12 protein-coding genes and 1 riboswitch are annotated in these 12,357 nt (G+C 43.6%); all 12 genes read right to left on the bottom strand.

Annotation, left to right across the window (positions count from 1 at the left end; genetic code table 11):
• Positions 1–69: 69 nt before the first annotated feature.
• Positions 70–1,305 (bottom strand): ATP-binding protein, encoded by a 1,236-nt coding sequence (locus tag ACTQXY_RS06270; protein WP_441658775.1) that lies wholly within the window; start codon positions 1,303–1,305, stop codon positions 70–72.
• Entirely contained in the window at positions 1,302–1,976 is a 675-nt protein-coding gene (locus ACTQXY_RS06265; RefSeq protein ID WP_144166990.1) for a response regulator transcription factor, read from the bottom strand. The genes ACTQXY_RS06270 and ACTQXY_RS06265 overlap by 4 nt, the downstream gene beginning before the upstream one ends.
• Positions 1,977–2,072: 96 nt before the next feature.
• Positions 2,073–3,371, bottom strand: a complete 1,299-nt coding sequence (thiC, locus tag ACTQXY_RS06260) for a phosphomethylpyrimidine synthase ThiC (RefSeq protein WP_441658774.1) — start codon at positions 3,369–3,371, stop codon at positions 2,073–2,075.
• Position 3,372: 1 nt separating this feature from the next.
• Positions 3,373–4,179, bottom strand: coding sequence for a bifunctional hydroxymethylpyrimidine kinase/phosphomethylpyrimidine kinase (gene thiD, locus ACTQXY_RS06255; RefSeq protein ID WP_441658773.1), 807 nt, complete (start codon positions 4,177–4,179; stop codon positions 3,373–3,375).
• A gap of 12 nt (positions 4,180–4,191) precedes the next feature.
• Positions 4,192–4,827, bottom strand: a complete 636-nt coding sequence (thiE, locus tag ACTQXY_RS06250) for a thiamine phosphate synthase (protein ID WP_441658772.1) — start codon at positions 4,825–4,827, stop codon at positions 4,192–4,194.
• Positions 4,817–5,668, bottom strand: a complete 852-nt coding sequence (gene thiM, locus ACTQXY_RS06245) for a hydroxyethylthiazole kinase (RefSeq protein ID WP_441658771.1) — start codon at positions 5,666–5,668, stop codon at positions 4,817–4,819. The genes thiE and thiM overlap by 11 nt, the downstream gene beginning before the upstream one ends.
• A gap of 13 nt (positions 5,669–5,681) precedes the next feature.
• Complete coding sequence (gene thiW / locus ACTQXY_RS06240) at positions 5,682–6,191, bottom strand: energy coupling factor transporter S component ThiW (RefSeq protein ID WP_441658770.1); 510 nt, start codon at positions 6,189–6,191, stop codon at positions 5,682–5,684.
• Positions 6,192–6,297: 106 nt separating this feature from the next.
• A riboswitch (TPP riboswitch) is annotated at positions 6,298–6,405 on the bottom strand.
• Positions 6,406–6,512: 107 nt separating this feature from the next.
• Positions 6,513–6,917 carry an HI0074 family nucleotidyltransferase substrate-binding subunit gene (locus ACTQXY_RS06235; protein WP_441658769.1) on the bottom strand — a complete coding sequence of 135 codons (405 nt, stop codon included), beginning with the start codon at positions 6,915–6,917 and terminating at the stop codon, positions 6,513–6,515.
• The gene (locus ACTQXY_RS06230; protein WP_441658768.1) at positions 6,904–7,197 is read right to left on the bottom strand and encodes a nucleotidyltransferase domain-containing protein; all 294 of its coding nucleotides are present in this window, start codon (positions 7,195–7,197) and stop codon (positions 6,904–6,906) included. Before ACTQXY_RS06230 ends, ACTQXY_RS06235 begins: the two co-directional genes overlap by 14 nt.
• Positions 7,198–7,207: 10 nt before the next feature.
• Positions 7,208–8,407, bottom strand: coding sequence for a Wadjet anti-phage system protein JetD domain-containing protein (locus ACTQXY_RS06225; protein WP_441658767.1), 1,200 nt, complete (start codon positions 8,405–8,407; stop codon positions 7,208–7,210).
• Positions 8,358–11,762 (bottom strand): SbcC/MukB-like Walker B domain-containing protein, encoded by a 3,405-nt coding sequence (locus tag ACTQXY_RS06220; RefSeq protein ID WP_441658766.1) that lies wholly within the window; start codon positions 11,760–11,762, stop codon positions 8,358–8,360. The genes ACTQXY_RS06225 and ACTQXY_RS06220 overlap by 50 nt, the downstream gene beginning before the upstream one ends.
• The gene (locus ACTQXY_RS06215) at positions 11,719–12,357 is read right to left on the bottom strand and encodes a DUF4194 domain-containing protein (RefSeq protein ID WP_441658765.1); all 639 of its coding nucleotides are present in this window, start codon (positions 12,355–12,357) and stop codon (positions 11,719–11,721) included. Before ACTQXY_RS06215 ends, ACTQXY_RS06220 begins: the two co-directional genes overlap by 44 nt.

Raw genomic sequence — 12,357 nt, 5'->3', positions numbered from 1 at the left:
CTTCTTTTTTAAAATACTTTTACATACAAAAAAAGAGCCTGTCTGCATTTTTGCAAACAAACCCTCGTTTTATGAAATCGGAAATATAACTGTGATCAGCAATGATTTTTCATCTTCCGTTGTCGCTGTAATCTTCCCTCTATGTGCTTCCACTGTAGCGGCTGCAATGGAAAGTCCCAGTCCATATCCTCCTGTCTCAGAATTTCTTGACCTGTCTGTTCGATAGAATCGATCAAACAAATGCTCCATATGCTCTTTGGAAATCTGTTCTGTCGTGTTAAATACGGACAAACGAATCCGTTTTTTCTGCTTTTCCAATGTCACCGATATACGTCCATTCTCCTTTGCGTATTTCACCGCGTTGTCCAAAAGAATGGTGATCAGGCGTCGGATAGCCTTCTCATCTCCTTTCATTGCAATCATTGGTGTGATATTACTCTCCAACACCTTATTTTGTGTCTTTGCCAGCGCCTGAAATGTCCCGACAGTCTCTTCCGCTACATCCGACAACGGAAAATCCACCATCAATTCTTTCGTCCGCTCCTCTTCCATTCTCGATAACAAAATCAGGTTATTTGTTAGGTCTGCAAGGCGTCTTGTCTGGCTTTGGATATCACTTAGCCACTCATTTTCTCCAAAATCCATCTCCAACACTTCCGCATCCGCATCTATGATCGTGAGCGGTGTCTTCAACTCGTGTCCGGCATCTGTGATAAAACGTTTCTGCTTTTCATAGTTTTCCGAAAATGGCTTTACAATCCGTGCCGACAGAAATACCATCAAGATAAACACTGCCAAAAGACCAGCGGTGGAGACCACAACTACTGTGACAATAAAATTCTGAAACGTAGAAAGATTTCTGCTGCAATCCAGAAAAATCACTCTCACTTCGAAATCAGAATTCACTACAATATATCGATAGCCTTCTAAAAATCCTCGTTCTTTTCCACTCTTTAAGGCTTTTTTTGCATACTCTATCGCATCAGAGGTATCAATTCTGGCAATCTTTCCTGTATCTGTCGCGATCACTTCCCCTTCACTGTCAAGCAGTACCGAAAAATATCTGGATTCATATGGAAGCTCAGATGACATTCTGCCCTCTTTCTTTTTTTCACTCGGTTTCTCAGGCGGTGGAACATCCGGAAATTTTCCGTTATTTTCTTCTAAAATCTCCAACGTCTGATCCGCATCCGCAACAATTCTATTGTAGTTCAATGCTCCCGCAATTCCTTCTATAATCAGCAATACTGCCAACAATGAGATCATAGATGCAATGATCAATTTCATACGCAGTTTCTTTATCATTTGACTTCCTCCAAAGAATATCCCACATTTCTTGTTGCCTTAATCTGAATATTGGCATGCAGTGCAGTCAGTTTCTTTCTCAGATAAGAAATATAGACCCATACTACATTCACCTCCGCTTCACTGTCATATCCCCAGATTTTCTCCATAAACCGTTCCGCGGAAATCAAGTGACTCGGATTGCTCATCATCAATTCCAGCATTTGAAACTCTTTATTCGCCAGCCGAAAGCTTCCCGCCGGTGTGGAAAGCTCAAAAGTCGCTCGGTCTAGCGTGACATTTCCAATCTGAAGCTTGGAATCTGCCTGTGCTGTCTGGGTTCTTGTCATCGCCCTGATCCGCGCAAGCAATTCTTTCGAATGAAAAGGTTTCGCCAGGTAATCATTTGCTCCGGCATCCAGCCCCGCCACCTTATCATCAACCTCTGACTTTGCCGTCAATAGTAGGACCGGAATCAGATTCCCACGATTTCGAATCGTCTTTAATACCGTAATGCCATCTACTTTCGGCATCATAATATCCAAAATCACACCATCGTAATTGTCTGCATCCAGATATTCCAAAGCCTCCTCACCGTCATAGACCGCATCTACGGAATAATTATTTCTTTCTAAAATTGCTGTAAGTGCCTTTGATAATGGTTTTTCATCCTCTGCAAGCAATAAACGCATCACTCATTCCTCCTCTTTTGTTTCATGATAGCAAAAATATAATATGTCAACCTTAAATGAAGTTTAAAGATGTTCATTTTCCAAATCAATACCGAACTACAAAATGTCAATATGCTCTCCATTCAGCGCTTTATTCATACTTCTGACTGCGCAGAATTTCCCACACATCGAGCAGCTCTCCTCAATTTCCAGCTTTCTCTCATCGCGAATGCGCTTTGCCGTCTCAGGATCAATTGCACACTCCCACTGTTTCTCCCAGTCGAATGTTCTTCTTGCATCTGCCATCTGATCGTCCAAATCTCTTGCATGCGGAATATGCTTTGCAATGTCCGCCGCATGAGCTGCAATCTTGGAGGCTATGATCCCCTGTTTGACATCTTCCACATTCGGAAGAGCCAAATGTTCAGCCGGCGTGACATAACAAAGGAACGCCGCCCCCGCTGAGGCAGCAATCGCGCCGCCGATCGCGGAAGTGATATGGTCATATCCAGGCGCGATATCTGTCACAAGCGGTCCCAGTACATAAAATGGCGCCCCCATACAAATTGTCTGCTGCAGCTTCATGTTCGCCTCAATTTGATCAAGCGGCATATGTCCCGGTCCTTCCACCATCACCTGAACGTCTTTTTCCCACGCACGTTTCGTCAACTCTCCAAGACGAACCAGCTCCTCGATCTGGCAAACATCACTTGCATCTGCAAGGCATCCCGGACGACAAGCATCTCCAAGCGAGATTGTCACATCATACTCCCTGCAGATTTCCAGAATTTCATCATAATATTCGTAAAATGGATTTTCTTCTCCGGTCATACTCATCCATGCAAACACAAGAGAACCTCCACGCGAAACAATATTCATTTTCCTTTTATGCTTTTTAATCTGCTCAATCGTCTTTCTCGTAATTCCACAATGAAGTGTCACAAAATCCACACCGTCCTGCGCATGAAGCCGGATGACATCGATAAAATCTTTTGCGCTCAATGTTGAAAGATCTCTCTGATAGTGAATGACACTGTCATAAACCGGAACCGTTCCAATCATCGCCGGACATTCACTAGTAAGTTTTCTTCGAAATGGCTGTGTGTCTCCATGAGAAGACAGATCCATGATCGCCTCAGCTCCCATATTAACCGCCGCCATCACTTTTTCCATCTCTACGTCATAATCCTTGCAGTCTTTTGACACGCCAAGATTGACATTGATCTTTGTACGAAGCGCAGAACCTACTCCGTTTGGGTCAAGACAAGTATGTCGTTTGTTAGCACAGATTGCCACCTGTCCTTTTGCAACGAGATCACGTATTTCCTCCTCTGTCCGAAACTCCTTTTTCGCAACAATTTTCATCTCTTTTGTGATAATTCCTTTTCTTGCTGCTTCCATCTGTGTATGGTACATCTTAATTTTCCTCCTTCACAAATTTTCCTTGTAAATCAAATCCATGGTTCATCGGACCACTCCCTTTTCCCAGATCAAGCATCGCCTTCAGCGCACCGGAAATATACTCCTTTGCTCTTTGTATCGATGTCTCCAGCGAAAATCCTTTCGCAAGATTGGAGGCAATCGCACTGGATAACGTACAACCCGTTCCGTGTGTATTCGGATTCTCAATCCTCTTTCCCTCGAACCACCGAACAACTCCTTCCCTATAGAAAAGATCGCTTGCATCGTTTAAATTATGTCCCCCTTTCAGCAATACCGAGCAGCGATATCTGTCACCGATTTTTTTAGCTGCCACAATCATATCTTCCCGAGTTGTGATCTTCATATCCGCTAAAATCTCTGCCTCCGGAATATTTGGTGTAACAAGTGTCGCTAATGGCAGCAATTCACACTCCAACGTATGAACCGCATCATTTTTTAACAACTTAGAACCGCTCGTCGCAACCATAACCGGATCCACAACGATATTGTCTGCCCCATATTTTTTCAGGCAGCCTGCAATCGTACTGATTAGTTTACTGCTTGCAACCATGCCGATCTTCACCGCATCCGGTCGAATATCTTCAAATACCGCCTGAATCTGCTTTTCCAAAAACTCTGGCGGCACTTCCATGATTCCTGTCACTTTGGTTGTATTCTGAGCTGTCAATGCAGTTATCGCACTCATTCCAAATACACCGTTCATGATCATCGTCTTCAAATCCGCCTGAATACCGGCTCCTCCACTGGAATCACTTCCCGCAATTGTCAATGCTGTTTTCATTCTCTCTTCACCTCACACGATTCTTTCTATTTGTTTTAATAGTCCCCGACACTCCTGCTCAATATCTTCCGCTGCAAAAACGGCCGACACGAGCGCCACTCCTGCGATGCCGCTGCCTGCAAGCGCTTCTATATTCTGTTTTCCGATGCCGCCGATTGCGACAACCGGAATGTTCACACTCTCACAGATCTCCTTCAATATCACATGGGAAATTTCTTTTGCATCAGTCTTGGTACTCGTTTGAAATACGGCTCCCACGCCGAGATAATCTGCTCCGGCGAGCTCTGCCTGTACCGCCTGTTCCACCGTTCTTGCTGACACTCCAAGAATCATTTTTGGTCCAAGTATCTCCCTTGCTCTTCCCGCTTCCATATCTTTTTGTCCCAAATGCACTCCTGCTGCTTTGCATTGTTTTGCAATCTCCACATGATCATTGATAATCAGCGGAACCTGATAGGTCTCACACAGCTTTTTCATCTCCATCGCCTCCCGCAAAAATGCTTCCTCATCAAGGTTTTTCTCCCGCAGCTGTATGCAGGTTGCACCTCCGCAAATCGCCGCCTCCACCTGCTCGATCAAGGACTTTTTCTTTGTCCATGCACGGTCTGTCACCGCATATAACCGCATCATCTCCGGTCTACATCTCATTACTTTTCTCTCCATTTTCATTTACTTTTTCTACTCGAGCCAAGCACTCAAGCTTCTTTCCATCCAACCGATAAACTGCATCAATCAGGTAATTACGATAAGATGCATTTCCATCCAGATCACTCATGCGTTCATACGCCAACTCTCCACAAACTCCAATTGCACTGACCGCCGCTGTCACCGCCTCCAGTGTATGCTTCGGATTCGCAGCCACATACGCCGCAGCCAGCGCTGAGAGCTGACATCCTACTCCGGTAACTGTTTGCATCATTGAATGTCCGTTTTGAATCCAATATGCTTTTCTTCCATCCGATACAATGTCGTTCTTTCCCGTTGCCACCACAATCGCACCACTCTTTTCTGCAAATGCAGTTACCGTTTTTACGTTCTGATACAGATTCTTCTCCCCCATCAGATCTGTAGGCTCTGCATCTACCCCTCTTGTGCCACACACTCCACACATCAACGTCCGAATCTCTGAGAAGTTTCCACGAATGACAGTAAATCTGACTTCTTTTAACAGCTCGGATACTGCTTCTCTTCGAAATGCTGATGCACCGACTCCAACCGGATCCAAGACAACCGGAATATGAAGTGCATTTGCCCGCTTTCCGGCTTTTTTCATTGCCTCTATCTTCTGTCTGCCCGGCATCCCCATATTCAAGACAAGCCCATCACACATTGCCGTGATCTCTTCCACTTCCTCGATTGCTTCTGCCATAATCGGAGATGCTCCGCAGGCGAGCAGAATGTTCGCACAGTCATTGATCGACACCCGGTTTGTCATATTATGTATCAAAGGTGCATGTTTTCTCACCTGATCTGACATTAATTCTAACATGTTTCCATTCTCCCTATTTTTTAGCTGCCATACGGAGCACTCCGGCTTTTTTCAGCATCTCGATCAGAATGCCCGCCAATATTGCTCCCCCTGCTGTAGATACAAAAAACGGAAGTACATATGCATAAAATGCAACTTCGCCTGCTGACACACCCATGACAAGAACTGCCAACGGATATGCACAGAGTCCTCCAAGGACCGCTGTTCCAAATACCTCTCCAAGCAGCGTCAATAATAAATTCTTACTCTTCCAGTACACAACTCCACAGAGCAGCGCCCCAAACATGCTTCCCGGAAATGCTAAAATACTTCCAAGCGCTAATAAGTTACGAATCAAACTTGCACAAAATGCAACTCCGACTCCGTATCCAGGTCCTAATAATACCGCGCAGAGCACATTTACCATATGCTGTACAGGGGCACATTTGCTCCCAAATACCGGCACGGACAGTGTACTTCCAACCACGGCCACGGCACATAAAATTCCTGCCATACATAATTTTTTTGTCTGTTCTCTCTTCATCTTTTCTGCTTCCTTTCCTCATCATATTTTTCCGTTTTGATTGTATATAGAAACAAAGTTTTCTATACAGTAAAAAACGGAAATACCTAATACGGTATCTCCGAAAAAATCAGCAGTTATGATTTCCTACGGCGGCATTATCCGCATCAGGTTAAAGGGTCGAAGTTGATTACTTCCTCTCAGCCTGCCAATACAAGCTCCCCTATGTTTTTATTTTTCTTAGTGTAGCACTCACATCTTCCAATGTCAAGTTTACTGTTCACTCCGCCACTACATTTGCCAACAGGAGTATAACAAAATTCTTGAAAAAATACATTCGCTTTATATATTTTTTAACTCAGTACCGTAATACTCTTCAATCCCCTTCTGCATCTTTACAAATGCCGGAATATAGTCTTTTAAAATAATTCCAACTAATCTTCTTGCTGCCAATTCATCATAAATATGTGTCAAATCATTTCTATCTTTCAACATCCCAAGCCAAATATCCTCATCAATGAAATTAAAAATCGTAAATGCTGTTTTTAAAATCATTTTGGGAGAACCCGTTGCAGAGATGGATTGCCCTTCATAACTTAACAATTCCTTCAATACTTTCCATCCCAATTCAAATTGCACAAAAAATTTATCAATAATTCCCCCTATAATAAATTCATTAGATAAGTCTTCATTTTCTGCTGTAATAAGCACTTTCAGATTTGATTTAAAATGCTCAAACTTCTTCATATACTATTTTCCCTTCTTTTTTAATAGATTCTCTTAATTCGCTCTGTATTTCTTCGTCCAAATTAATAATATCAAAACTCAGGAGAGTGCTCGTTTCCTCATTTACATCCAACATAAAACGAATAAAATCCCCCCCTTGCACTGCCAAGTCTATATCACTTTTTTCTTTAAAATTTCCTCTTGCCCTTGAACCAAACAAAATTACTTTTTTTATATGATATTTTCTGGCAAAGTCACATATTTCCTCTATTACTATTGGTTTAATTCCTGTTTCTCCCATATTTTGCATCCTATTTCCCTCTCACCAGCTCCTGCTCTATCGTCTTTCCTGTCTCTAAAATCACCTGTTTCAACTCTTCCAACAAACCAGCATCTTTCGCTTCCAGTTTCTTCCTTGTCTCATGTTCCAGCACAATGCCCGCACCGTCTTTCAAAGCTTCCTCAAAAGCGGTTCGGTCCATTTTATAAGGCTTCAACTCTGGAAATACATTCTTTTTGATGAACTGAAAAATACTGATTCCGCCGTAATCCATATCTCCCCAGTGTAAAAACTCGCAGTCTGCGTCAGCAAGCTCCGGGATTTTCTTTAAAAATCTTACTTCTTTTGGCGTGAAATACCCATGACAATAAATGTACAACGTTCCTTCTGAGAAAATCATACTCTCGTAATTTGCCTTATTTTCAATTGTCATAATCCGTTTGCATCCGGAAAGATCTGTCACACTGGCGTGTTCCATCGTCTGGGAATTAATCACTGTTCCATAGGTGTTTTCGTCCGTATCCACAACATTACCATTATCCAACCTATATTCAAGACAGCCTTTCCACTCCAGTGTCTGCGCGTAGGAGTGGATATTATGTGCTGCCAGAAGCGTCTCTGCGTCTATTTCCTCCTCGTAGTACGGAGAATAATTTTTCAAAATCGTAACAATGCTGTTCTTATATTTGTTCTGAAATGTCTTCGAATTGTGAAACACTCTGGCGCTGAACACACGCTCCCAAATAAATTCCTGTTGTGCCGCCACCGCGTTCAGACACAAAAACAATTTCTCATCTTCCGCTTCTGAGACTTTTTTGCCAAGTGTAAGCCTGCTCAAAAGCGTATCATAATAGTTTTCCACCCACTCGCACTCGCTGACCTTATTTTTCCACATTTGTACCCGTGTTATCAACTCCGCTTGGTGTTTCCGAACATCTTTCACACCAAGCTGTCTGCAAAGCAATGGAATCGCGGCAACCTCATAATCAATCTGTGAGATGTCACTTCCTAAATTACGCCACCGAAATTGAATCATCGCGCTTTTTCCAAGTGCCTCATCCTGTTCAAGCACTCTTGCCTGACGGATAAGGTTTTGCATCCCCCCGACCGCATCAATCAGCTTTTGGTCTACTTTCGGATGTTTCTTCCCTGCAAGTTTTCCTGCACGATATGCTTCGGTATCATTCTGTTCGATGAGCCACTGTGACAGCGTCACTGTTTTCTTCTTCATCTGCTTCTCCCTCTATCATCCGCAAATATGCCCCTTTGTCAATATGAATCATCGAAATCCGATTGTTGGCTCTTCGGAATGCGTACACGCAGTCCACGTTCTGTACAAGTGACTGCAGTCTCTCATCCGGCACACACACGACAAGCTGGAGTCCCAGTTTGCGCGCATATGCAAGACATACTTCGCTTCGCTCCTTATCCATCTTGGAAAATGCTTCATCCAAAAGTACAAGACGTATTTTGGTGTCACGGTTCGTCTGTTGATGATAGAGCATAGCAAATCCCGCCAGCAGCGCCACATATTTCGGATTCTGTCCTTCTCCCCCGGAATCACGCCCAGCCATATCATCCACGTAATTCTTTTTTATATTTCCGTCCTGATCCTCGGTCTGCTCGTACATGCTGAATTTCAAATATGTGCGGTAATCTGCATATTTTTCCATATCTCGTTTATGTCTTTCTCTCGCAGAAGGCTCGTCCTCCTTCGGCGGCATGAATTTGTCAGTCAGGCGTTTAATCTGCGCCTCGTATTTTTGATAAAAGGCATCCTCACCAAAACTTAACTGTCCTTCCATGTCCCGGTCGATCACTTTCATGTTCAGTTCCTCCGCCGTCAGCATCTCATAAAACTGTCGGTTTTCATCGTCAGTCGGCAAAATGTCAATCTGATAAATACTGTCGGAAAAACGGATTTCAGAAAGCATCGCATTGATCTCTCGGCGGTGTCGTTTTGCTTCTTTAATCTCACTGTTGATTGTCGCAATCACATTTTCCCGCAGCATCTGATAGATAAGCTGATACTGTTTGTCAAACTCCGCCTTGTACTTCGGCTCAAAATTCTGCTTACAGTTTTCCAACAACTCATCATAGGCGGTATTATCTTTCTCGAACGGACTGAAATCATACGATGGAAATGCTTTATTGAATTGCTCTCTCGCATCTCCTCTTTGCTTAAATTCCTCCTCTTCCTGTGAGCGCAGCTGTTCGAATGTCTTTTTCTGCTCTCTCTCAAAACGGTATTCATTTCCTTTGTCAATGACCGCAAGAACGGTCTCTTTCAGTTCTGCATTCGGTACAAATCCTTCCTCAAGCTTCTCTAGGTATTCTGTGCGTTCCTTTATATCCTGTTCCTGCTTTCCTTTTGTCGCCGAATAATTTGTCACCTCTTTCTGTACCCCATTTTTCTCTTGTTCCAGCTTTCGAATGGACTCATTCAGACTCTGTTCCTGTTTCTGAAGCTCTGCAACTCTTGTACCTGCCTGAAGCTCTCGGATTTCTTCCGACAGACGCGCCTCTTCTTCGTAGTACTCTTTCAGCCGGCTTGCCGCATTAGATTTCTGCAGCATGGTCTCGTAATCATATGTCTGCAGACGCTCAAAATCCTCCGCTTGCTCAAGCTCTGAGATTTCCCCGCCAAGACGAATCAGTTCCACATTCAGCCTGTATACGCCTTCCTCCAGTTCCTGCATCTGCTTTTTGGAAACCTTTCTGCCGATTGTCTGATATCTGTAATCTTTCTCCCGCAAATGTCGGAACATATAATTGCTGTATGAATAGCAATCCTGAGTAACACCGTCTTTGACCTCGTGCAGTTCTTCCACAGTCTCACATTTTTTGATATGTCCAAGATAACGTTTCAGGCAAAAATCTACATATGGAATGTCCGTCTTTACCGCATCATACAGCGTCTCATCCATCGCCTGCGGCTCATCCCGCTGTATTGCTGCCGTGTTGATCAAATCCACCGTCTCGTATTCTCGCTTCTTCATCCCCCGGAAAATATTCGCTGCATCTAAAGCATATCTTGGCTCCACAATAAGACCGTATTTGATTCTTCCAAGTCTTCCCTCAATTGCATTTCGCCATGCCTCGTCTGTAATGTCGAACAAATCTGCAAACACTTCAACCGATATGGTTCTGCCGTATCTTGCCGACAATTCTTCCTGCAGTTTTCTCCTGACTACTTTCACTTCTTTGGAATAATGCTTTTTGTCATTTTGCAAATCCTCAAGCATCTCTTTCTGTTCCTGATAGTCCGCTTCCACACGTCGTCGCTCTGCCTTCAGCTCTTCCACCTCAGATTTGATACTCTCATACGTTTCCTTCAGTCGCTTTTTCAGTCCGTTCACATTCTCTTCTGTGATATTTCTCTCTTCGATTTCTTCCAGAAGATTGCAAAGCGGGTTACTGACATACTCGCAGACTCCGTCTGTCTCATTCCAACGATTCAGTCGCTTGAGCAATTCTCCCCACTCTCTTGCCTCATTTCCGCACAGACGGATTGTCTCCTGCAATTTTGTAAGGTCTTCTTTCTTTTTCTCAAAATCACTGGCACGAAGTTCCGTGCGCACCCCAATCAGTTCTTCTCGTTTTCCATTCAATGTCATCTCGAGATCTTTTATCTGTTCTTCGAATTGCGCGATTTTCTCACATGTATTTGAGAACTCCTCCGTCTTTGACAAAAGTTGTACCCGCCTGTTTTCAATCTCCAAAATCCGTAAAAGCGTTTCTGTCTTTACCTGCTCTGCCTTTGCAAGCGTAAGCTTTCTGTCATGTGCCTGCACCTTCTCTAAGAGGGTAATCTGTTTTTCCAAATCTTCGACCCGCTCTTTTATCTCCCGGTAAGCCGCAAGCTGTTCACTGATTGCAGTGATCGTATCTTCCTTGCTCTTCGGAAACATATAGTCTTTGATAAACTGACTCGTTCCCTTTGTCATGCGAAGCGCGATCGCACTTTTTTGCATTGTTTTAAACCGACCTGCATCTACATACCCGAAAATAATATCATTTACGATGTTCAGATACGCTTCTCTGGACGGATAGATCCGGTTGATATTTCCTCTGCTTTTCGCATCTTCTGACTGTTCTCTTTCATGGACCAGTTTCTGAATCTGTGCAATTGAATACGGAATTCCAGACACAGTGACATACTCATCTTCCGGAAATTTTCCGGCATGGCTGAAAAAACGGAACCGTTTCAGGTCCATATCATTTTTTCCGACTTCGAAAACTGCTCCGATACATGTGTAACTTTTCCGCCCTGTATCCTGTATCTCCAAGACAATATGGGCATAAAAATCCTGATTCTCACGGTTCGCCGTACCATCTTTTTGCTCTCCGCGCAAATAGCTTAACACACTTCTTTTATTAGCGCTGTCATCTGCCGCTCTGTTGAGGAAATCATTTCCGACACTTCCATATAACACGACCTGCATGGCATCCATCACAGATGATTTTCCGGAACCGCTTTTTCCGCTGAACAGATTCACATATTCATTCAGACAAAGTACCTGATGGTCAATGCCGCCCCAGTTATTCATCAAAATTCGTGTAAATATCTTCTTTGCCTGCTTCATCCTCTGCATTCTCCTCTCTGTACGCCTCAATCAGCTCGTTAATCAACGCCGAACTGCAATATAAATTAATCGTGCTGTAAATATAAATCGGTGTATCGTCCTCAAGATCACGAAGCGCCCCCGGATACTCCACAATCTGATGCTTTTTCATAATCGCCAAAGCGCTCTTCCATTCACCGTCCGGAAGTTTCTGATTCAAAAGATTCGTATTCTTCCCGTACTCTCTGATTTCTTCTAAATTCGTCACCGTCGCGGCAAGTCCCTTTCCCATGATCTTATCCCGATAGATCATCTTTATGAGCAGAACAATAACCGTTGTCTCCTTCGACAAGACCTCCGCCTCCACGCCTTCTCCGACAAGCCTGAAAATGCGCTCCTGTGAATCATACAGCAATTCACATCCGAGAACCGAAAGATAGTTTTCAATAAAGTTGCGATGTGTTCTGCATATTGCAAACTGCTCATTGTCACTTGGAACCAGTGTAACTGGGTCATATTTTTCCTGCAAAATACACGTCTGGCGAAACAGACTCAAGATAGTCTTCTTTAATTTTTCTGCTTCCGTCACAGATAAACTTTCTAAATATTGTTCCAT

Origin of the sequence: Faecalimonas sp. LCP19S3_D12 (assembly GCF_052121495.1) — a bacterium.
Classification (GTDB): Bacteria; Bacillota; Clostridia; order Lachnospirales; family Lachnospiraceae; genus Faecalimonas.
This window is presented reverse-complemented; position numbering and strand designations above follow the sequence as displayed.

Excerpts from the sequence above, each read along its gene's own strand:
- ACTQXY_RS06215 (WP_441658765.1), bottom strand. The coding sequence starts at position 12,357 with ATGGAACAATATTTAGAAAGTTTATCTGTGACGGAAGCAGAAAAATTA.
- thiC (WP_441658774.1), bottom strand. The coding sequence starts at position 3,371 with ATGTACCATACACAGATGGAAGCAGCAAGAAAAGGAATTATCACAAAA.
- thiW (WP_441658770.1), bottom strand. The coding sequence starts at position 6,191 with ATGAAGAGAGAACAGACAAAAAAATTATGTATGGCAGGAATTTTATGT.
- ACTQXY_RS06265 (WP_144166990.1), bottom strand. The coding sequence starts at position 1,976 with ATGCGTTTATTGCTTGCAGAGGATGAAAAACCATTATCAAAGGCACTT.
- ACTQXY_RS06235 (WP_441658769.1), bottom strand. The coding sequence starts at position 6,917 with ATGAAGAAGTTTGAGCATTTTAAATCAAATCTGAAAGTGCTTATTACA.
- ACTQXY_RS06230 (WP_441658768.1), bottom strand. The coding sequence starts at position 7,197 with ATGGGAGAAACAGGAATTAAACCAATAGTAATAGAGGAAATATGTGAC.
- ACTQXY_RS06270 (WP_441658775.1), bottom strand. The coding sequence starts at position 1,305 with ATGATAAAGAAACTGCGTATGAAATTGATCATTGCATCTATGATCTCA.
- thiM (WP_441658771.1), bottom strand. The coding sequence starts at position 5,668 with ATGTTAGAATTAATGTCAGATCAGGTGAGAAAACATGCACCTTTGATA.
- thiE (WP_441658772.1), bottom strand. The coding sequence starts at position 4,827 with ATGAGATGTAGACCGGAGATGATGCGGTTATATGCGGTGACAGACCGT.
- ACTQXY_RS06225 (WP_441658767.1), bottom strand. The coding sequence starts at position 8,407 with ATGAAGAAGAAAACAGTGACGCTGTCACAGTGGCTCATCGAACAGAAT.
- thiD (WP_441658773.1), bottom strand. The coding sequence starts at position 4,179 with ATGAAAACAGCATTGACAATTGCGGGAAGTGATTCCAGTGGAGGAGCC.
- ACTQXY_RS06220 (WP_441658766.1), bottom strand. The coding sequence starts at position 11,762 with ATGAAGCAGGCAAAGAAGATATTTACACGAATTTTGATGAATAACTGG.